Source organism: Micromonospora humidisoli (genome assembly GCF_016900955.1).
Taxonomy (GTDB): Bacteria; Actinomycetota; Actinomycetes; order Mycobacteriales; family Micromonosporaceae; genus Micromonospora; species Micromonospora wenchangensis.
Window position 1 is genome coordinate 391406 of the sequence record NZ_JAFEUO010000005.1, and the last position, 20719, is coordinate 412124.

A 20719-nucleotide genomic window follows, 5' to 3' on the forward strand; every position below is an offset into this window, starting at 1 on the left:
CGGAAACCGGTCACCGTAGGCACAACCACGTTTATGAACGGTGACGCGACAGTTAAATTCGTACGGGGTTCGCCACACATACAAGAACCGGCCGGACAAAACACTCCTGCCTGACAATTGTTTCGTCACACCGGGTCACCTCGGGCCACACAAAGCCGACTGAGCTGCAAAAACGGCCGTTCACCGGCAGGCGGCTCGCACCGCACGACCGAGCTATTGACCATGCGCGATGGGTCGCATATTGTTCCCGGTGCAAGTTCCACCGACGAGATAAACACCGCCAGAATCAGCCGCCAGCCGTCGGCAATCGACGCAGTCTTTCCGCTGCCCGTCGTGTCGGGTCAACCGCGCACGTATTCCACCCGACCCACAAGGAATCCCCGTGGAAATACTCACCCCTTCCTGGCGCACCCTGGCTCTTTTCGACGGAATAGGTGGCCACCAGGGAAACCTGCTCCCCCTCCTCGGCACGCTGCACGCGCAACCGGAGAACGCACTCTTCTTCGACCGCATGTTCCGGGCCCTCGACGACCTGCGGGAGCATCTGGGCCCCGTACCCGAACCGGTCGTCCCCGCCGGGAGCCGGCTGCGCCGGTGGTTGACCGCCCCCGCCACCGCGCCGCCCACCGGCACCGACGACTCGGTCGTCGCCGGGATCTGCGTCCACCTGATCCAGCTGTGCGACCTGCAACCCCGGCGGGCCGCCCTCGACACCGTCACCGCCGCCATCGGACACAGCATCGGGCTCCAGGCGGCCATCGTCGCCGGCCTGCGGCCGAAGCGGACGGACGCCTTCCTCGCCCTGGCCGAGACCTCGCTCAAGCTGGTCGCGTTGAGCCTCGCCCGGGGGCACCAGGCCACCACCGGCCGCCAGGTGCCCACCGAGCTGACCGAGCAGTACGCCACCACCGGCGACCCACGGCAGCGACCCGGACCGATGGCGCTGGTCAGCGGCCCCTCCCGGGCGGATCTCGCCGCCCTGGTCGACCGCTACCGGCGCGACACCGGCCGGTCGGTAGCGGTCGGCCTGGTCAACACCCCCACCACCGGCGTGCTCAGCGGGCACACCGAGGACCTGCTGCACTTCCACGCCCACCACGAGGCGGTGTTCCGCGGCGGCGCGGCGACGTGGACGTTCCTCACCAACACCCTGCCGTTCCACAGCCCGCACCTGGCCGCCGCCGCCGACCAGGTACGCCGGGACCGGACCTTCGTCGGCCCCCTGCCCGCCGCCGGTGAGCTACGGATACCCGTGTACGCGGCGGACGCCCCCCGGACCCTGCCGCCCGACGCCGACCTGCTCGACGAGTTCGTCGAGCAGGTGCTGGTCCGCCCGGTCGACTGGGCGACCGCCAGCGTCCACGCCGTCACCGACGCCGGCATCACCACCGTGCTGGACTGTGGCCCCGGCCCCGCCGCCCGCCGGTTCACCAGGGAGTGCCTCGGCGGCCGGACGCTGCGCTTCGAGTCGATCCGACGAGCCTCCCGGCGACCGTGAAAGGACACCACGTGCACTGTCTACTGTTCCCGGGCCAGGGGGTGCAGCGCCGCGGCATGGGCGCCGACCTGTTCGGCCTGTTCCCCGAGGCCACCGCCAGGGCCGACGAGATCCTCGGCTGGTCCATCGAGGAGCTGTGCACCCGGGACCCGCACCGACGCCTGCGCGACACCCGTTACGCCCAGCCCGCGGTGTTCTTCGTCAACGCCCTGCTCGCGCAGCAGGTGATCACCGAACGACCCGGGCACTACCGGTACTTCGCCGGCCACAGCCTCGGCGAGTACAACGCGCTGGTCGCGGCCGGGGTGCTCGACCTCGACGTCGCCCTGCGGCTGGTCGACCGGCGAGCCGAGCTGATGTCCCAGGTCACCGGCGGGGGCATGTCGGCGGTGCAGGGCCTGCCGGTGTCGTTCGTCAGGCGGGCGTTGACCGAGACCGGCCTGCCCCGGGTGTTCGTGGCGAACCTCAACGCCGACACCCAGAGCACGATCGCCGGGGACCGCGCCGAACTGGCCGTCGCCGCCAAGGCGATCGGCGCGCTGCCCGGGGCCCGGGTCGTCCCGCTCAACGTCAGCGGCCCCTTCCACACCCCGCTGATGGCGGCGGCGGAGCAACGGTTCCGGGCCGTCCTGGACGGCTGCGACTTCGCCCCCGGGCACACCCCCGTGGTCTCCGGGGTCACCGGGGACGTCTTTGACACCGACCGCGCCGCCGAACTGCTCGCCCGGCAGCTGTCCACCCCCGTGGAGTGGGTCCGGGCGGTCACCACCCTGCGCGCGGCCGGCGTCACCGGGTTCGACGAGGTCAACGGCAAGACCCTCAGCGCATTTCTCACCCGCATCGCGGAGAGGTGATTCACCGCATGGACACGGATATCGCGGTCGTCGGCCTGTCGGTCGAGGTGCCCGGGGCCGACGACCTCGACACCTTCTGGCAGATCATCAGTTCCGGGGCGAGTCTCACCCGACCGTTTCCCACGAACCGCCGGGAAAAGCTGGCCGAATACATCAAATATCTCCGGGCGACGAGCATCGAACCGGTGAACGAGCCGGACGTCGAATACCACAACGGTTGTTTCCTCGACGAGGTCGACACCTTCGACCACACCGTGTTCGGAATGAATCCCCGGCAGGCCACGCTGACCGACCCGCACCACCGAATGGTCATGCGGGCCATGTTCCTCGCCTTCGAGGACGCCGGTTACGGTTTCGACCGGCTCCGCGGCAGCCGGACGGGGGTGTTCGTCGGTTTCGCGGTCAACCCCGGCTCGACCTATCTGGACTACATCTGCCGGGTCGACCCGAACAACGGCCAGCAGGCCATCACCGGCAACATCCCGGCGATGCTGGCGAACCGGCTGTCGCACCTGCTGGATCTGCGCGGCCCGAGCCTGGTGGTGGACACCGCCTGCTCGGCCACCCTGGTCGCCGTGCACCAGGCCAAGAACGCGCTGCTCGCCGGCGACTGCGAGATGGCGGTGGTCGGCGGCGCCCGGATCGTCTTCTCCCCCGTCAAGCACCCGCACTCCAACATCGGCATCGAGTCCTCCGACGGGGTCACCCGCACCTTCGACGAGGCCGCCGACGGCACCGGCTTCGGCGAGGGGTCCGGTGCGGTCGTACTCAAGCGGATGTCGCAGGCGCTCGCGGACGGCGACCGGATCTACGCGGTGATCAAGGGCAGCGCGGTCAACCACGACGGCAACACCGAGGGCATCACCAACCCCGACTCCGACTCGCAGGCCGACCTGCTCGACGCCGCCTGGCGCAACGCGGGCGTCGACCCCCGTACCCTCGGCTACCTGGAGGCCCACGGCACCGCCACCCGGGTCGGTGACCCGATCGAGCACGAGGGGATGAAACGCGCCTTCGCCAGGTACACCGGCGACCGGGGGTTCTGCGCGGTCGGCACCGTCAAGGCCAACGTGGGGCACCTGTTCGAGGGCTCCGGGGTGATCGGCCTGATCAAGGCCATCGCGGTGCTGCGCAACCGGATGATCCCGCCGCAGGCCAACTTCAAGAACCCCAACCCGAAGCTCGACTTCGCCGCCGGGCCGCTGTACGTCTCCACCAGCCTGCGGCCGTGGGAGTCCCCCGACGGCCCACGCCGCTGCGGGGTCAGCGCCTTCGGCCTCGGCGGCACCAACGCCCACGTCGTGCTGGAGGAGTACGTCGCGCAGGCACCGGCGGCCCCCGCCGGCCCGGGGCCGTTCCTGTTCACCCTCAGCGCGGCCACGCTGAAGTCCCTGGTCCGCCTCGGCGAGCGGTACGTGCGGTTCATCGACGCCGCCGGCCTCGACGGCGTCGACATCGCCGACGTCTGCCACACCAGCCAGGTCTCGCGCAGCGGGCACCGGCACCGGGCGGCGTTCGTCGTCCACGACGTCGCCGACCTGCGCCGGCAACTGGTCGCCTCGCTGGCCGACGGGGCGTCGCCGCCGCCGGACGGCCCGCTGGGTGACGAGGCCCGCCGCTACCTGGCCGGCGCGCCGGTGGACTGGCGTCGACTCGCCGACGGCAACCGCCGGATCGTCAGGCTTCCCGGGTACGCCTTCGACACCACCCCCGCGTGGGTGCAGTTCCCCGACACCTGGCGGGCGCAGCTGTCCCTGGGCACCGTCGAGGAGGAGCACCCGGTCACCCATGACGTCGTGTTCACCCCCGCCCCCGACCCGGTCCCGGCGACGTCCGGGGCACGGGTGCTGGCCCTGGTCGACCCGGACACCGACGCCGGGCGGTTGCTCGCCGAGGCCGGACTGGACGACCTGCGGGTGCTGCGGCTCGGCGAGCCGGTACGCCCCGGCGGCGCGCCCTTCGACGCCCGCTCGGTGGAGTCCTTCGCCGAGATCGCCCAGCTGGTCGACGACGACGGCGTCACCCACCTGGTGCACGCGCTCGGCTTCGACGCCGTCCCCGCCGCCGACCTCGCCGGGCTCGACCTGCGGACCGGCAAGAACCTGCACAGCCTGTTCCAGCTGACCAAGGCGTTGATGGCGGCCGGCGTCAAGCTGGAGCTGACGGTGCTCACCCGACGCGCGGTCTGCGCCCACGACGGGGAACCCGACGTGGTGGTGGAGAACGGCGCGCTGGTCGGCTTCGGCAAGGTGATCGGCCGGGAGTACCCGTACCTCGGGGTCACCCACCTCGACGTCGACCCGGGTGTGTCGCCCGACGCGGTCCGGGCGGAGATCCTCTCCCCCGAACGCGGGGTGTTCCTGTGGCGCGACGGGCGACGCCTGCACGAGGTCTTCGTGGAGGTGCCGCAGGTCGACACCGACGGTCCGCAGAGCTACCTGCGGCCGGGCGGCACCTACCTGGTCACCGGCGGCACCGGCGCGCTCGGCCTGGCCGTCGCCCACGCCTTCGCCACCCGGCAGCCCGACGTGACCCTGGTGCTGCTCAGCCGCTCCGGTCTGCCGCCCCGCGACCAGTGGCGGGAGCTGCTGGCCGCGCCGGCCGGCGACGCCCGCGCGACACGGGTACGCGCGGTGCGGGAGCTGGAGGAACTCGGCGCGCGGGTGCGGGTGGTGGCCGCCGACGCCGGTGACCCGGACGCGCTGGCCGCCGCGGTGGCCGACGTCCGGGACGAACACGGCCGTATCGACGGCATCGTGCACGCCGCCGGACTACCCGGTGGCAGCACCGTCATGTTCCGGGACCTCGCCGACTTCGACGCGGTGGTCCGGGCGAAGCTGCACGCCGCGTTCCTGCTCGACCAGCTCACCGGCGACGACCGGCCGGACTTCGTCGTGCACTTCTCGTCGGTGGCCTCGGTGTTCCCCGCCCCCGGCCAGGCCGACTACGCGGCGGCCAACTACTACCTGGACAACGTGGCCCGCAGCCGGGCCGGCGGGCCGACCCACGTGATCGCGCTGGACTGGGTCGCGTGGAAGGAGATCGGCATGGCCGTCGACCACGGCACCAGCGGCGACACCATGTTCCGGGCCCTGCCCACCCGGGTCGCGCTGGACGTCCTCGACGCGGGCCTACGCTCCGGCCGGTCCCGACTGTTCGCCGGGGAGCTGCACTACCGGGGGGAGCTGATCCACCTGCTGCGTTCCTACGACGTACGGCTCTCCACCGAAATCGACGCGAAGGTCGAGAAGGAGATGCAGGCGTTGGAGCAGCGGCTGCGACAGGCCGCCGACAAGATCAGGGCCACCGTCGACGCGGTGGGCGTCGAGTTGGCGGGCCGGCCGGAGGGCGGGTACACCGACGTCGAGCGGTCCGTCGCGCAGTGTCTCGCCCTCGCCTTCGGCTATCCGACGCTCGACATCGAGGCGGATTTCTTCGACCTGGGCGGCGACTCCATCATGGCCGCCTCGGTGGCCAACACCATCGCCGTCCGGCACGACGTGCAGTACGACGTCGCGGACCTGCTCGCCGACCGGACCGTCGCCGAGATCGCGTACCACGTCGAGGACCTGGTCGCCTTCGCGGAAACCGCCTCCTGAACGACACCGATCGGAGGGTGGCATGTCGGACATGACTACCGGGCCGGCGCTGCGGCGCATCGTCGGCTTCGCCCTGCCGCTGACCGCGGCGAACCTGCTGCAACAGGGCTACCTGCTGGTCGACAGCGTCGTCGTCGGCCGTTACGTCGGAGTCGAGGGGCTGGCCGTGGTGGGCGCCTGCGGGCCCCTGTTCTATCTGCTCAACGCCATGTTCATCGGGCTGGGCACGGCGTTCACCATCCGGTTGGCCCACCTGACCGGCGGTCAGCAGGTCGACCGTCGCCGCGACGTGGTCGCCGCCCTCACCCTGCTCACGGTCGTCTGGTCCGTCGGTTGTGTGATCCTGGCGACGCTGCTGGTCGATCCGGCGCTGGCGGTGATGGGCATCGACGGGCGGCTCGCCGCCGACTCGGCCCGGTTCTTCGGCACCCTGGCGCTCGGCTTCCCCGGGATCTTCGGCAGCGCCGCGGTCAGCGCCTACTTCCGTGGGCTGGGTGACTCCCGGTCGGCGATGTGGGTGCAGGGCGTCGGCAGCATCGCCAACGTCGTCCTGGTGCTGGTCTTCGTCGCCGTCCTCGACGGGGGTGTGGTCGGCGCGGCGTTGGCCACCGCCGTGGCCAGCACGGTGGCCCTGGTGGTCGGGCTGGTCTGGGCGGCGCGCGCCCATCCGGTGCGGCGCGGCGGGCCACGGCCGGCCCTGCGCCGGGAACTCGTCGACGCCGCCCGGCTGGGCCTGCCCCTGGCCAGTCAGCACATCGTGCTCGCCGTCGGGATCATGGTGCTGGTCGGGATCATCCAGTCCTACGGGGAGGTGGTCCTCGCCGCGTTCACGATCGTCTCCCGGATCGAGTTGTTCACCGGCATCCTGTTCCTCGACTTCTCGGGGGCGGTGACCGCCTTCGCCGCGCAGAACCTCGGCGCGGGGGAGCTGGCCCGGGCCCGCACGGGGCTGCTGCGCACGCTGCGGTTGACGGCCGTGCTGTCGGTGCTGGTCGCCGGGGTGGTGCTGGTCGCCCGCGCCCCGCTCGCCGCGCTGTTCACCGACGATCCGGCCACCCGGGAGCTGACCGGACGCTACCTGACGATCATCTATCCGTTCCTGCTCCTCTACACCGCCATGGTGGTCATCCACGGCTACCTCAACGGTGCCGGCCGGACGACCGCGCCGCTGATCTGCACGCTCATCGCCTTCGTCGCCGTACAGATCCCGTTCGCCTGGCTGCTCAACGGACCGTTCGGCATCGACGCCGTGATGTGGGCGGTGGTGGCCAGTTGGACGGCCGGGCTGACCTACAGCGTGTTCTGCCTGCGACGGGTGCTGTTCGTCCGGCCCGCGCCGGCGGCGGTGCCCGCCGCGACCTGATGCCCCGCCCATCCCCGCCCGTGAGGACCCCCATTGATCACGCACCGCACCGCCGAGGTGACGTTCCACGCGGGCCGCAGCCGGACCGCCCACCTGACCTGGGGCCAGCAGGGCACCTGGGACGTCCTGCGACAGTGGCTGCCGGAGATGAAGCCGTTCTTCGTGCTGACCCGGTGGCTGGACGTACCCCTGCTGCTGGAGGTCGACGACGTGCTGGCGCAGCTCTCCCACCTGCTCCAGCGGCACGAGTCGCTGCGGACGCTCTTCCCGCCGGGGGTCGACGGCCAGGGCAGCCAGCACGTCCTCGGCGAGGGCGTGGTCGAGGTCGAGGTCGTGGACCGGCCCGACGGTGACCCGGTCAGCTTCGCCGACATCGTCACCGACTGTCTGGGCCGGGCCGGCACCCGGCCGTTCGCCCACGACACCGAGCTGCCGATCCGGTTCGCGGTCGCCACCCACGAGGGCATCCCCGTGCTGCTGATGTTCGCCGTGTCCCACCTGGCGGCGGACCACCTCGGCGCGGATCTGCTGGCCGCCGAGCTGGCCGCGCTGCTGCGGGCCAGGACCGACGGCGACGCCCCGCCGCCGCCCCGACCGGCGGTGCAGCCGGTCGACCTGGCCGTCTTCGAACGCTCCCCGGACGGGCAACGCCTCAACGTCGACGCGCTGGCGCACCTGCGTCAGCAGCTCCGCCGCCTGCCGGCGGATCCGCTGCCCGGGCGGGTCACCCCGGCCGGCCCCCGGTACTGGCGCGGTGAACTCGCCTCCGACGCCGCCGCCGTGGCCCTGCGGCTGGCCGCCCGACGGCTGCGCACCACCACCTCGGTCACCCTGCTGGCCGTCGTCAACGCGCTGGTGCGCACGTTCTGCGCCACGCCGGTCTACCCGCTGGACATCATGCAGAGCAACCGGGTGGAACCGGAGCTGCGATACACCGTGACCAGCCTCAACCAGGCGGTCCGTACCGCCATGGAGGTCTCCGGCGACAGCGTCGGTGACCTGGTCGGGCACGCCCGTGCCGCGATGGGGGCGGCGATGCGGCACGCCCGCCACGACGGCCGGGCCGCCGCTCAGGTGGCCCGCGCCGCCGCCGAGGCCGCCGGGCGGCCCTTGCCGGTCGGCGGGCAGTTCAACGACAGGTGGTCGCTGCAACCGCGACCCGCCGGCCCGGTGCCGGACCCGCAGGTGTTGGCCGGGCTGGCCGCGACGACCACCTTCGCGTGGCCGCAGCGGGCCGCCGCCGAGGCGATGCCGTTGTACGTCGACGCGAGCGGCACCGCCGAGCGGATCCACCTGTCGCTGATGGCCGACACCGCCCTGCTCGCCCCCGCCGACATCAGGGGTTTCCTGTACGCCGTGGAGCAGGTCGCCGTCGAACTGGCCCGGGACGACGTCAGCCTGCGCCGGGTGACGGAGATCTTCGACAGCCACCGGCTCTGCGAGGTCCCCGGCCCTCCGCACACCCCGTGACCGTCCTCATCTCTCCCGCCACTGTTCGCGCAGCTTGCGACCGAAGTAGCCGGCCGTTATCCAGCACCCGACCACCGGGAGCACCCGCAGCGAGGTGACACCGAGAGCCATCCCGACCGTCAGGCCCAACGCCAGCCCACCCGAGACGAGGGTCACCAGGGCGAGAACACCCAGGGTGAGCTTCTCCGTGGCGGTGTGACGGGCGACTGGCACCGCAGGGGCGTCCTGTGCCGGCCGGGGTACGGGGACCTGGTCCGGGTCCCGGGCAGGCATCCGGACCTGCCGCTCGATCGGTACCCGGGCATCGATGGCGGCGACGTCGACGCCACGGTGGAGCGTGGGTTCGATCCGTACCGACGCGGCATCCGCACCGACCAGGAGGCGGCCCCCGTCGGGATAGCTCAGCAGTACGGCGCAGTCGTCAAACCGGACGGTCGTCGCCAGTGCGCCGGGGCCGGCCGCGACGGCCTTCTCCGCACCGACCACCAGGCGGCGAGACGGGTCTCCGATGTAAGGGTAGGTGACTCCCTGCGTTGGTCCGGCCTCCTCGGTGGTGCCGGTGGGCGCTTGCGCGTAGCCGGCCCACCCCGCGCTCGTGCCGCGGGGAGTCATCAACAACGCTGTACCCAGCGCCTCCGCGGCGGCTTCCCGGACGGCATCGACATCGACGGCTTTCAGCGCCGAGACGAGTTCTCCACACTGCAGCACCGGTTGACCGGTCAGCAGATGGAACGCCGCACCAGGCAGGCGCACAGCATCCGCGTCGTCTGCGGTGAGGGAGTCGATCGCCCTGGTCACCACCGCAGTGACGTCGGCCTCGTCGACGCGTCCTACCCGCAGTGCGGCCAGGACGTCCAGAAAGCCACCCAGTGCGGCGTCCTGATTGCCCGGCAGCGCGTCGGCGAAGGCGGTGAGCACGGCGAAGCCGTCACCCCGTACGTCGTAGGTCGTCGCCGCCGTGTACGACAGCCCGGCCTCCTGACGCAGTGCCCGGAAGAGCTGGCGCTCCAGCACGCCGGCGAGCACCTGGGCGGCCGGTCGGTGCCGTACGACCGCGTCGAGAGCGGTGGTGTACGAGTCGCCCGTGTAGCAGGCCGGGGTGGTCGGCAACGCGGATGACGCTGCCGGGACGGGGTGCCGCTCGCCGGCGGGCAGGTCGAGGGTGAGCCCGTCGGGCAACGTCTCACCGGCGAACCAGAGAACGGCGTTCTCCCTGGTGAAATATCTGGCTGCCCAGTCCCGGAGGTCATCGGCGAGCACGCCGTGCAGCCCCCACTGCGGGAAGCTGACGAGTCCGTGGTCCCGGGCGCCGTGCCGCCACAGGGGAAGGCTGTCGAGCGGCCCGGTGGCGCGTCCACCCTCCTCGGTCAACACGATGGACCGTTCGACGTCGATCCGACCGGTGTCGAGGTCGCGCAGCGACCGGCAGACCCCGGTGAGGAAGGAGCCGACCGCGTCGACCGGTCCCTGAAGGTGGAAGTGGGTGGCGGTGGTGCCGGTCACCCCGTTGTAGTGGTAGTCGGCGTCGCCGAGAGGATGCAGCACCAAGTGTTCGAGCAGGTGGGTGATGCCTCGACGGGCGAGCGTCTCGTCTGCCTGGCCGACCCGGAAGACGAGTCCGGCCCGGCTCGGACCACCGGTCGGGGCGACGAGAGCCGGCACCCCGTCGACCTCGGTCTGTCGGATCACCACCAGCGACGCTTGCGCATGGCCCGCTCCCGGTGCTCCCGGTACACGGTCAGCGGATCGCCCAGGTAGTACCAGGGCGTCTCACTGACCAGGTTCCCGGTGGTCTCGAAGAGCCGCCTGGCGGTGGCCCGGTCGCCCATGAGGCCGAACACAAAGGCGAAGAAGTGGTGGGCCTGCACCCAGCCCACGGTCCGCCGGAACGAGGGGTGGAAGACCGAACGCTGGGCCGCCTGCCGAAGCTCGTCGGCCACCTCACGACCGTTCAGGTACTTGTGCACCCCGCCGGAGAGGGTCGCGGCGTGTTCGAAGTGCGCCGACGCGATCAGAACGGGGTTCTGCGCACCCTCCGGTGCGGCGTTCGCGCACTGCAGCGCGAAGTCGTGCATCCGGTCCAGCGTGCCGCCCCACTTCGGGCACAACTGCTGGAGCATCTCGTGCTGCGCCGGTAGGTGGTGCGGGTCACGCAGCGCCACCTGGCCGTAGCGGCGGCGGACCTCCGCCTGCCCCATCTCCAGCCCGCGGGCGATGGGCAGCCGGACGGTCCACAGGGTGGGGTCGCTGTCGTCGTGGGCGACGGCGTCGCTGGTCACCCGCTCTGCCTCGCCGAGCAGCTCGTGAAAACGGACGAACTGCTCGCGGCTGACCTCCCGCGCCATCTTGTGGGTGCGGACCGCCCAGGCGTCGTTGACGAGACGGTTGGCGAGCATCGCGGCGGCGACGGTGTCGCCCGGATCGGCCCGCACCGCCGATTCGAACAGGTCACGGCTGCCGTACCCGGACGACATCTGGACGAGCGACGTGCGGGTACCGGCCGGCAGGTCGGTCAGCTGACGCCGGGCCGCCGGCCAGTCGCCGTCGCGCAACGCCGTGCGCAGCGGCACCAACTCCGGGTAGGCCACGGCCGGGTCGATGGTGAAGTCGGAGGGGGCGGTCACCCGCGCATCCTACGAGATCAACTTCGCGGCCGTGGTACCCGAATCGACCCGTCCGGCCGGCCTCGTCAGTGCACGACGACGACCGCCGAGGGCGGTTCCAGGTCGGCGAGCCGCGACGGGCGGACCACGAGGAACAGCACCGCCAGCGCGGCCACCATGCCCCCGGCCACGACCAGCGCCATCGCCACCGCGCCGTTGCCCAGCACCCCCACCATCGGGGCGGCCACCGCGCCGACGCCGAACTGCACCGCGCCGAGCAGGGCCGAGGCGGTGCCGGCGGCCTCACCGTGGCGGGACAGCGCCAGCGCCGGGGCGTTGGGCATCGCCAGTCCGGCCGCCGCGAGCACCACCCACAGCGTCACCAGCAGGGCGGGCAGCCCACCGAACCCGGTCGCGGCGAAGGCCAGCAGGGCCAGCCCGGCCAGGGTCCCGATGCTCAGCGAGGTGACCAGGATGCGCTGCGGCGAGTAGCGGCGCAGCAGCCGTACGTTGTACTGGGCGGCGCCGATCAGGCCCACCGCGCCCGCCCCGAACGCCAGTCCGAACTGCTGCTCGTCGAGCCCGTACCTCTCCTGGAGGACGAACGACGAGCCGGCCACGTACGCGAACAGCGCCGCCATGGCCAGCCCGGCGACCACGACCAGCCCCACGAAGGTCCGGTCGCGCAGCAGCGAGCCGTACAGGCTCACGGTCGACCACGCGCCGCCGCGTTGGCGGCGCTCGGCGGGCAGGGTCTCGGGCAGGCCGATCACGGCGACCACGACGAGCAGCACACCGAAGACGGCCAGGGTCACGAAGACACCCCGCCAGTCGGTCCAGCGCAGCACCCCGCCGCCGAGGGTCGGGGCGAGGACGGGGGCGGCGCCCATCACCAGCAGCAGCCGGGACAGCAGGGTGGCGAAGGCGGTGCCGCTGAACAGGTCCCGCAGCACCGCCATCGCGACCACCGTGGCGGCGGCGACACCGAGGCCCTGCACCACCCGCAGCGCACCGAGGACGACGATGTGCTGGGCGACGACGCAGAGCGCCGACGCCACGACGTGCAGGGCGAGGCCGGCGATCAGTGGGCCCCGGCGGCCGACGGCGTCGGAGAGCGGCCCGATCAGCAGTTGACCGAGGGCGAGCCCGGCCAGCGTGCCGGTGAGGGTCAGCTGGACCGCCGCCGAGGTGGTCATCAGGTCGGCGGCGATGGCGGGCAGCGCCGGCAGGTACATGTCGATGGTCAGCGGGCCGATGGCGATCAGCGAGCCGAGGACGAGGACGAGCCGGACCCGCTGCCGGCGGGTCATCAGGTCTCCGGGCGTCGGCGCGACCTTGGCCAGCCGGTCGTGGGCGAGGTCGGTCATCGGGGAAGCTCCGCCCGGTCGTGGTGCGGCCGGGCGTGAGACGGTACGACTGTCACACCTGGCTTCAAATCCGGACCCGCTGGTCTGATTCCCGCTCCACCGAGAGGTAACGCGGGTCACAGCCGATGGTCACGGCTCAGGCCGGGTCCACGCGCCCCTGCCGCCAGTACCCCATGAAGGCGACGGCGTGACGGTCCATGCCCCGCTCGGCGACGAGGTGCCGGCGCAGGGCGCGGATGACACCGGCCTCCCCGGCCAGCCAGGCGTAGACGGGCACGGGCGCGGTCGGGGTCGGCACCTCCCACAGCGGGGCCACGTCGACGTCGACGTCGACGACCGCTGCGGCGGGCACCGTGGCGGTGCGGGTCAGCAGCCGCTGTGCCGCCGCGGCCACGGCGGGCAGCAGCTGGCTGCCGTGTCCGCCGCCGGCACGGGCCAGCCAGCTGACGGTGACGCCGGGTGGGGCGGACACCGGCAGGACGTCGGCCGGGTCCGGCACCTCCAGCAGCACCTCGCCCCGGGCGTCGAGGGGCAGGCGTTCCAGGATGGCGCTGATCGCGGGCACGGCGGTCTCGTCACCGGCCAGCAGCAGGCGGCCGGCGGGCGGCGGGCGGAACTCGATGCCGCCGTGCTCGCCGTCGTAGCCGGCGTCGGGTCCGAGCAGACCGGCCTCGTCGCCGGGGCGGACCCGCAGCGCCCACCGGCCGGCCGGGCCGTGGTCGCCGTGCAGCACCAGGTCCACGTCCACCTCGGCCAGGTGCGGCCGGACCGCCCGGACGGTGTACGTGCGGATCGGGCAGCGCTCCTGCTCGGGCAGGGCGCGCCAGTGGGTGTACCAGTCGTCGCCGCCGGGCAGGTGGACACCGGGCCGGCCGGGCAGGTGGACACCGGGCCGGCCGGGCAGCGGCAGCACCAGCTTGATCCGCTGGTCGTACCCGTTGTCGGCGAACCGGTCGAGGTCCGGGCCGGTGAAGGTGACCCGCAGGAACGACGGGCTGAGCCGACGCGCCGCGCGTACCTGCACGTCGAACAGCCGCCAGGGGGCGACGGGCAGGGTCGCGGTGCCGGTGGGGCGGTGCCGCTCCCCTGCCGGGCGAACTCGATCACCAATCACATAGGCGAGGCTAACCTAACCAGGAAGATGAATGGCGACCCGGGTCACCCACCCCCCGTTCGGGGCACGTCGCCACCCGACCGGGCAGCCCCGACCCTGGTCAGCGGGCCCGGGTGGCGCGGTCGAGGAAGAGCAGCCGGGCCCGCTTCTCCGGCAGGTCGATCTCCGGCCCCGGCACGAAGCCGGCGCGGACCAGCCGGTCGATGGCGCGGGCGTTGCGGGCGTCCGGCTCGGCCACGATCCGCAGCCGGGTCGGGTCGGCCAGCACGAACGCCAGAAAGACGTCGAGGAGCACCCCGGTGAAGCCGGGCTCCCGCCCACCGTCCGGCGGGCCGATGAGCAGGTGGATGCCGAAGTCACCGGGGCGTACGTCGTAGCAGTGGCCGACCGGGTCGGCCGCCGGCTCGTAGGTCTGGAACAGCGCCGCCGGCCGGCCGTTGCGGTGGACCAGGTAGGCATGGTGGGTGGTCAGTGAGTCGAGGTACGCGTAGATCTCCCGGACCCGCTCCCGGCTGGCCCCGCCCATGCCCCAGAACCGGGACCGCTCCCGGGTCACCCAGTCGTGGATCACCGCGACGTCCCGGTCGGGGTCCACCGGCCGGATGGACACCTCCCCGAACCCGTCGACCCGGCACGAGGTGGAGGTCGGCGCAGTGGTCATGGCACTCCTTCCGGGCGACGGGCCCGACCGGGCCGTCACTTTTCGCTGTCGAAACGACACCGTCGGCGACGAGTCAGGCAGACCTCACCACAACTTCGGAAAGTACGCAAACGAGCACCCGGAGCAATCTTCCCGCCGCAAGCCCCCGCGCGCCGACGGCGACACCGCAACGGCGACACCGGAATACCGCGCCCGACCACCGGCGACCGGCCACCGCATCCAGGGCGGCCACACCTGTGACGCGTCAGGCATCCCCCGGTATTGACTCACGTAATTTGTTCTGTTAGCACACCCATGCCCGGCGGCAAAGGCGGACTTTTGCTCGGCAGGCCGAGGCTCACTATTTGTGGAACAGGGGGTGACACATTGCTGTTCGTCGTTGAATAATTGCCGTTGTCGAGTGCCGATCCCGGTGCGCGCCGGCGTTTACCGAAGGGACAGCCGTGAAACGTGACCAGTCACCGGTGCTGCCGGGCGACGGCTCCACGGACTACGCCCGTTACATGCGCACCGACGAGCTGCTCGCCCTGCAACGCCGCCCGGAGGAGGTGCTCCACCGCGACGAGCTGCTCTTCCAGGTGGTGCACCAGTCCGCCGAGCTGTGGCTGAAGCTGGCCGGGGCCGAGCTGACCGCCGCCGTCGGGCGGACCGGGGCCGCCGACCCGGCCGGGGCGGCGGCGCTGCTGGCCCGCGCGACGCTCGCGGTGCGGCTGGTCACCGACCAGTTGGAGATGTTCCGGCACCTGTCGCCTGTCGACTTCCAGACGATGCAACCCGCACTGGGCAACGGATCCGGCGCCGAGTCGCCCGGCTGGCGGCAGGCCGCGACGGTGAGCCGACAGCTCGGCCGGGCCTTCGCCGGGCACCTCGCCACCCGGGGCGGCCGGCTCGACGCGCTGGCCCCGGACGACCCGACCCGGCGGCTCGCCACCGCGATGATCGCCTGGGACGAACAGGTCCACCGGTGGCGGGCGCGTCACTACGAGGTCGCCCTACAGGTCGGCGGGCACGCCCCCGGCGGCACCCCGGGCAGCGCGGCGACCGTGCTCGCCAAGCTCCTCGGGCACCGGTTCTTTCCCGAGCTGCATCCGGGCCGGGCGGGCGTCGGCGTCCCGGTGTCGGCGCATTCGGGCACCACCGAGGCATGACGAGCCGCGCCACTCGAAGAAATCGTCGGCGCTCCCCCTGACACATACCCCTCCGAGGTGCGGTTCGTGCATGAGCTGACGAGCTGGTCGTCCGGTACGGCCGATCCCGAGCAATTTCCCTACCATGCAGTGGTCACCGAATTTCATCGCGTCGGTAAACACTTCGTCAAAAAGCAACTTCTCGTCCAGCTGGACCAGGCCCGCGCCCGGGTGAACGCCCGGACCACCCCCGCCCGCGAGTTGTCCGCCTTCCTCGACGTGGCGCTCGACAAGTGGGACGCCCGATACGACTACCGCAGCTACCTGGCCCTGCCCCTGCTCCCCCTGCCCACCGCGTCCCCGGAGACCGGACCGGTCGGGCGGGCGGCCGACGAGGTCGACCGGGCCGGGCCGGGCAGCGGGCGGTGGGAACGCGACAGGCTCCTGGTCGACCTCGTCGCCGACGCCCTCGCCTTCGAACTGGCCGCCTCGACCGACGCCATCGACCTGCTCCCCGAGCAGCGGCCGGGCCCGGCGCTGGCGGCCAAGCGGTGCCGGCTCGGGGTACGCGCCGTCGCGGCGGCCCTGGCCCGGCTCGGTCACGCCGGGGCGGGCACCGGGCAGGACCCGGTCGCGGCAGCGGTGGCGCTGCACCGACTCGCCGTCACCGGCCGCGACCCCGGCCGGGAACGCGCCCTGCGGTTGAGCATGCTGCCGGTCTACGTCTCCCACGACGAGTACCTGTTCATCCGGGTGCTCCAGGCGTACGAGTGCGTCTTCGCCGGGGTCGCCGAGGAACTGTGGGGTGCGATCGTCGCGTTGGACACGGGCCGGCCCCGCCCGGCCGCCAGCCGGCTGGCGTACGCCAGGGAGCTGATCAGCGGTGCCGGCGGGCTGTTCTCCCTGCTGGCCACCATGCAACCGGCGGCGTTCCGGACCTTCCGCGAGTACACCGAGGGGGCCAGCGCCATCCAGTCCCGCTCGTACAAGATCATGGAGTCGCTGTGCCGAACACCGGAGGCGGAGCGGTTGGACTCCGCCGCGTACCTGTCGGTGCCTGAGGTACGCGAGGTGGTGCGGGCCGGCCAGCCGTCGATCGACCGGGCCTACCGCGCGGCGGTCCACGCCGGATCGCTGCGCGGGCCCGACCTCGACCTGGTACGGCAGCAGATGGCCGCCTTCGCCGAGGCGGTGCTGACCTGGCGTCGCACCCACCACCGGTTGGCGATCCGGATGCTCGGCGCCCGCGCCGGCACCGGCTACACCGAGGGCACCCCCTACCTGGCGGCCGTCCGCGCCGTCCCGGTCTTCACCACCGTGTCCACCGAGAACCGTCCACCCCGGACCGAACCGATCGGAGGCTGCTGCGAGTGAGCGCACCCGCAACCCACCCGGCGCGTTGCCTGGACAGCACCGCACACGCCGCCCTGCGCGCCGAGTTCCCGGTGCTGGAAACCTGCGTCTACCTGAACAACAACTCCACCGGCGCGACGCCCCGGGGCGTCGAACGGGTGCTCGCCGACTACTGGGCGACCCTGCGCGACTGGCGCGACGACGTGTGGCAGGGCTGGCACGTCGGCCTCGACCGGTACGCCGACTCGGTCGCCGCGCTGCTCGGCGCGCCCCCGGGCAGCGTGGTCACCGACGCGAACCTGAGCACCCTGCTGGCCCGGGTGCTGTCCTGCTTCGACTACCGTCCGCCGCGCGACCGGATCGTCACCACCGACCTGGAGTACCCGACGGTGCCGTTCATCGGCACCGCGTTCGGCCGCTACGGCGCACGGCTAGACGTGGTCGGCACCGGCGGACCCCGGTTCGACGAGGACGCCCTCGAAGCCCGCATCGACGAGCGGACGCTGCTGGTGTGCGTACCCCATGCGAGTTTCTCCTCCGGGGCCACCGTCGACCTGGCCCGGCTGGTGGCCCGCGCCCACGCCGTCGGCGCGCTGGTGGTGGTGGACGCGTTCCAGACCGTCGGGGCGGTCCCGCTGGACGTGACCGCGCTCGGCGTCGACATCGTCCTCGGCGGCGCGCACAAGTGGCTGTGCGGGGCCGGCACGGCCTTCCTCTACGTCCGCCCCGACCTGGTCGAACGGCTGGCACCGGCGGCTACCGGGTGGCAGGCCGGCGACCGGGCGCTGACCTTCCGGGTGTCGAACGGGTGGGCGGCGGGGGCGCAACGCTTCGCCGGTGGCACGCCGTACCCGTTGACCTCGCTGATCTCCCAGGTCGGCCTGGACCTGCTGGCGGGCGTCGGGATCGGGGCGATCCGGGCGCACTCGCTGGCGCTGACCCAGCGGGTCCTGGACCGGGCGGCGGCGGCCGACATCACCGTGGTCAGCCCCACCGACCCGCAGCGCCGGGGCGGGGTGGTCTGCCTGGACGTCCCCGACGGCGAGGAGGTCAAGCGGCGGCTGGCCGCGCGGAACATGATCTGCAGCTGGCGGGGCTGGCTGCGGGTCGGACCGCACGTCTACAACACCCTCGACGAGGTCGACACGTTCATGGACGCGCTGACCGAGGAACTGGGCCGGTGAGCGTCACCCTGTCCCCCCGGGCGCTGATGAGCCTGCTCGTCAACGGTCCCAAGGCCGTCGACGTGCTGGAGACCGCGCTGACCCTCGGCCTGCTCGACGCGCTGGAACCCGGTCCGGTACGCCTGGACGCGCTGGCCGACCGGTTCGGGGTGCGCCCGCTGCGGCTCTACAAGTTCCTCGACTGCCTGGAGAGCCTCGGCTGCGTCACCCGCCACGAACCCGACGACGACATCGCCGGGGCCAGCTACCGGGCGGTGCCGGGGCTGCGCGACGCCGTGCTGGCGGTGGTCGGCCCGGACGCGATCGAACGGGACCGGGACCGCTACCCGTGGCGGCTGCTGCACGGCCGGCTCGCCGAGAGCCTGCGTGGCGAGGTCGGCATGACCGACGACGACTTCGCCTGGCCGCCGAAGACCGACGCGCAGACCGCCGACTTCGAACGCAGCATGGCCGCCGGGCTCGGCCCGGTGATCGAGACGCTGCGCCGGCACGCCGACCGGCTCTGGTCGGACCGGCGACGCCTGCTGGACGTCGGCGGTGGCGACGGCACGCTCGCCGCGCACATCCTCGACACCGCCGACGGCCTGCGGGCCGACGTGTTCAACCTACCGGCGGTGGCGCCCCTGGTGGCGGCCACCCGGGTCGACCGGGGGCATCCCGACCGGTTGGGCTTCGTCGGCGGCGACTTCCTGGCCGGGCCGCTGCCGACGGGCTACGACGCGATGGCGTTCGTCCGGGTGCTGCACGACTGGCCGAACGACGTCGCCCGCCGCCTGGTCGAGCAGGCGTACGCGGCACTGGAGCCGGGCGGGCTGCTGCTGATCGCCGAGGAGTTCCGCACCCCGGACCGGCTGGCCGTGCAGTTCTTCTGGAGCTACTTCCTGATCGGGGTGGACAGCTGCGTCAGCCGGCTGCGGGAGGTCGAGTTCTACACCGGGCTGCTCGCCGAGGTCGGTTTCACCCGGGTAGGGGTGCTGCCCGGCGGGTGGGAACTGGTCACCGCGTACAAGCCGGGGTGACCGGCGGCCGGGCCGGCGGACCGTGCTGCCCCGCCGGCCGGGCCGGTCAGGGGCGGCGGGCCAGCACCGCGCCGTTCGCCCCGGGGGCCTCGAACGGCACCGTACGCACGTCGACGAAGCCGACGTCGGTCAGCCAGGCCCGGTACTCCGCACCGGAGTAGTTCTTGCCGCCCTCGGTCTCGACGAGCATGTTCATGCCCATCAGGGCGGCCTCCGGCGGGCCGGTGCGCTCGTCGTTGAGCAGCAGCTCACTGATGACGATCACCCCGCCGGGCGGCAGCGCGGCGAAACACTTGGCCAGCAGCGCCCGGTTGGTCGGTTCGTCCCAGTCGTGCAGGATCATGCTGAGCAGGATCACGTCGTGCCCGTCGGGCAGGGCCGGGTCGGCGAGGAAGTCACCGGCGACCGTGCCGATCCGGTCGGTCAGGCCGGCCTCCGCGATCCGCTCGCCGGCCCGTACGCACACGTGCGGCAGGTCCAGGATCGTCGCCCGCAGCTGCGGCAGCCGCAGGCAGAACTCGATCGGGAACGCCCCCGCGCCGCCGCCGACGTCGAGCAGCCGCCGGTGCGCGCCGAAGTCGTACGCGTCGGCCAGGGCGCGGGCGGTGAACCGGGAGGTGGCGAACATGGCGTCCCAGAACTGGGCCACCAGCTCCGGGTCGGTGGTGTCGAACAGCGAGTCCTGCTGCTGCGGGTCCCAGGTGAGCGGCCGGTTGCCGCGCAGCGCCTCGCCCACCCGGTGCCAGGGCAGGTAGGTGCGCAGGTCGGAATAGCGCACCTGGGCGCCGAAGTAGTACGGCTGCCCCTCGACCAGGAACTGCTCGGCCAGCGCGGAGTTGCGGTAGCCGTCGCCGGCCCGCTCCAGCAGCCCCAGCGACGCGCTGGCCGACAGCAGCAGGTCGGCGGGACGTTCGTCGAGCCCGAACTCGGCGGCGGCCTGCGCCACGGTGACGGTCCGTCCGCCGGCCAGCCGGGTGAACAGGCCGAACTCGACGCCGACGGCGAGGGTCTTGAAGCCCCAGACGCCGGCGACGAGGTGCATGAGAGGAGTGGGAGTGATCATGGGAACATCAGATCATGGAACGGTGACGCGGTGGCACGCGCCGGTCACTATGGAGTAATGATTCGCTTCGTCCTGAACCTGCTGTGGCTCATCCTCGGCGGCGGAATCGTGCTGGCGCTCGGCTACTTCGTCGCGGCGGTGGTCTGCTTCGTCCTCATCATCACCATCCCGTTCGGGGTGGCGTCGCTGCGGCTGGCGTCGTACTCGCTGTGGCCGTTCGGCCGTACCCTGGTCACCAAGCCGGGGGCCGGCGTGCCGTCCGGGCTGGCGAACGTGCTGTGGGTGCTGCTGGCCGGCTGGTGGCTGGCGCTGTCCCATCTGCTCGCCGGGATCGCGCTCTGCGTCACGATCATCGGCATCCCGTTCGGCATCGCCAACTTCAAGCTCGTCCCGGCGGCGTTCTGGCCGCTCGGCCGGGAGGTCGTCAAGGCCCCCTGACCCCGC

16 protein-coding genes are annotated in these 20719 nt (G+C 72.4%); 10 read left to right on the forward strand and 6 right to left on the reverse strand.

Going from position 1 to position 20719, the window contains the following annotated elements; genetic code table 11:
- Nucleotides 1–382: 382 nt before the first annotated feature.
- From JQN84_RS20355 to JQN84_RS20375, 5 genes are read left to right on the forward strand one after another with little or no spacing between them, the layout of a single operon-like run.
- Nucleotides 383–1498, forward strand: a complete 1116-nt coding sequence (locus tag JQN84_RS20355) for an ACP S-malonyltransferase (protein WP_204960067.1) — start codon at nt 383–385, stop codon at nt 1496–1498.
- A gap of 11 nt (nt 1499–1509) precedes the next feature.
- Nucleotides 1510–2352, forward strand: a complete 843-nt coding sequence (locus JQN84_RS20360) for an ACP S-malonyltransferase (protein ID WP_204960069.1) — start codon at nt 1510–1512, stop codon at nt 2350–2352.
- A gap of 8 nt (nt 2353–2360) precedes the next feature.
- Nucleotides 2361–5951, forward strand: coding sequence for a type I polyketide synthase (locus JQN84_RS20365; RefSeq protein WP_204960071.1), 3591 nt, complete (start codon nt 2361–2363; stop codon nt 5949–5951).
- Nucleotides 5952–5973: 22 nt separating this feature from the next.
- The gene (locus tag JQN84_RS20370; RefSeq protein ID WP_204960073.1) at nt 5974–7314 is read left to right on the forward strand and encodes an MATE family efflux transporter; all 1341 of its coding nucleotides are present in this window, start codon (nt 5974–5976) and stop codon (nt 7312–7314) included.
- A 33-nt stretch (nt 7315–7347) separates the two neighbouring features.
- Nucleotides 7348–8784 carry a condensation domain-containing protein gene (locus JQN84_RS20375; RefSeq protein WP_204960075.1) on the forward strand — a complete coding sequence of 479 codons (1437 nt, stop codon included), beginning with the start codon at nt 7348–7350 and terminating at the stop codon, nt 8782–8784.
- A gap of 6 nt (nt 8785–8790) precedes the next feature.
- On the opposite strand, the gene JQN84_RS20380 is transcribed toward JQN84_RS20375, so the two are convergent.
- The 5 genes from JQN84_RS20380 to JQN84_RS20400 form a co-directional block, all read right to left on the reverse strand.
- On the reverse strand, nt 8791–10473 hold the full coding sequence (locus JQN84_RS20380) for a peptidase M16 family protein (protein ID WP_204960077.1): 1683 nt from the start codon (nt 10471–10473) through the stop codon (nt 8791–8793).
- Nucleotides 10470–11408, reverse strand: a complete 939-nt coding sequence (locus JQN84_RS20385) for a hypothetical protein (protein WP_204960080.1) — start codon at nt 11406–11408, stop codon at nt 10470–10472. The genes JQN84_RS20380 and JQN84_RS20385 overlap by 4 nt, the downstream gene beginning before the upstream one ends.
- Before the next feature lie 65 nt (nt 11409–11473).
- On the reverse strand, nt 11474–12754 hold the full coding sequence (locus JQN84_RS20390; protein WP_239485762.1) for a multidrug effflux MFS transporter: 1281 nt from the start codon (nt 12752–12754) through the stop codon (nt 11474–11476).
- 136 nt (nt 12755–12890) lie between these two features.
- Complete coding sequence (locus JQN84_RS20395) at nt 12891–13865, reverse strand: siderophore-interacting protein (RefSeq protein WP_204960332.1); 975 nt, start codon at nt 13863–13865, stop codon at nt 12891–12893.
- Between the two features lie 103 nt (nt 13866–13968).
- Nucleotides 13969–14529 carry a GNAT family N-acetyltransferase gene (locus JQN84_RS20400; protein WP_204960081.1) on the reverse strand — a complete coding sequence of 187 codons (561 nt, stop codon included), beginning with the start codon at nt 14527–14529 and terminating at the stop codon, nt 13969–13971.
- A gap of 443 nt (nt 14530–14972) precedes the next feature.
- Between JQN84_RS20400 and JQN84_RS20405 the strand changes: the two genes are divergently transcribed.
- Genes JQN84_RS20405 through JQN84_RS20420 form a run of 4 tightly spaced genes read left to right on the forward strand, consistent with a single transcriptional unit; the run spans nt 14973 to nt 19212 of the window.
- Entirely contained in the window at nt 14973–15677 is a 705-nt protein-coding gene (locus JQN84_RS20405) for a tryptophan 2,3-dioxygenase family protein (RefSeq protein WP_204960082.1), read from the forward strand.
- 57 nt (nt 15678–15734) lie between these two features.
- Complete coding sequence (locus tag JQN84_RS20410) at nt 15735–17030, forward strand: tryptophan 2,3-dioxygenase family protein (RefSeq protein WP_204960083.1); 1296 nt, start codon at nt 15735–15737, stop codon at nt 17028–17030.
- The gene (locus tag JQN84_RS20415; RefSeq protein ID WP_307821355.1) at nt 17027–18193 is read left to right on the forward strand and encodes an aminotransferase class V-fold PLP-dependent enzyme; all 1167 of its coding nucleotides are present in this window, start codon (nt 17027–17029) and stop codon (nt 18191–18193) included. Before JQN84_RS20410 ends, JQN84_RS20415 begins: the two co-directional genes overlap by 4 nt.
- Complete coding sequence (locus tag JQN84_RS20420) at nt 18190–19212, forward strand: methyltransferase (RefSeq protein ID WP_204960084.1); 1023 nt, start codon at nt 18190–18192, stop codon at nt 19210–19212. Before JQN84_RS20415 ends, JQN84_RS20420 begins: the two co-directional genes overlap by 4 nt.
- A gap of 46 nt (nt 19213–19258) precedes the next feature.
- Here JQN84_RS20420 and JQN84_RS20425 read toward each other — a convergent pair whose 3' ends face one another.
- A complete protein-coding gene (locus tag JQN84_RS20425; RefSeq protein WP_204960085.1) occupies nt 19259–20275 on the reverse strand; it encodes a methyltransferase in 1017 nt (338 codons plus the stop codon).
- Nucleotides 20276–20332: 57 nt separating this feature from the next.
- Between JQN84_RS20425 and JQN84_RS20430 the strand changes: the two genes are divergently transcribed.
- Complete coding sequence (locus JQN84_RS20430; RefSeq protein ID WP_204960086.1) at nt 20333–20713, forward strand: YccF domain-containing protein; 381 nt, start codon at nt 20333–20335, stop codon at nt 20711–20713.
- Nucleotides 20714–20719: the final 6 nt, after the last annotated feature.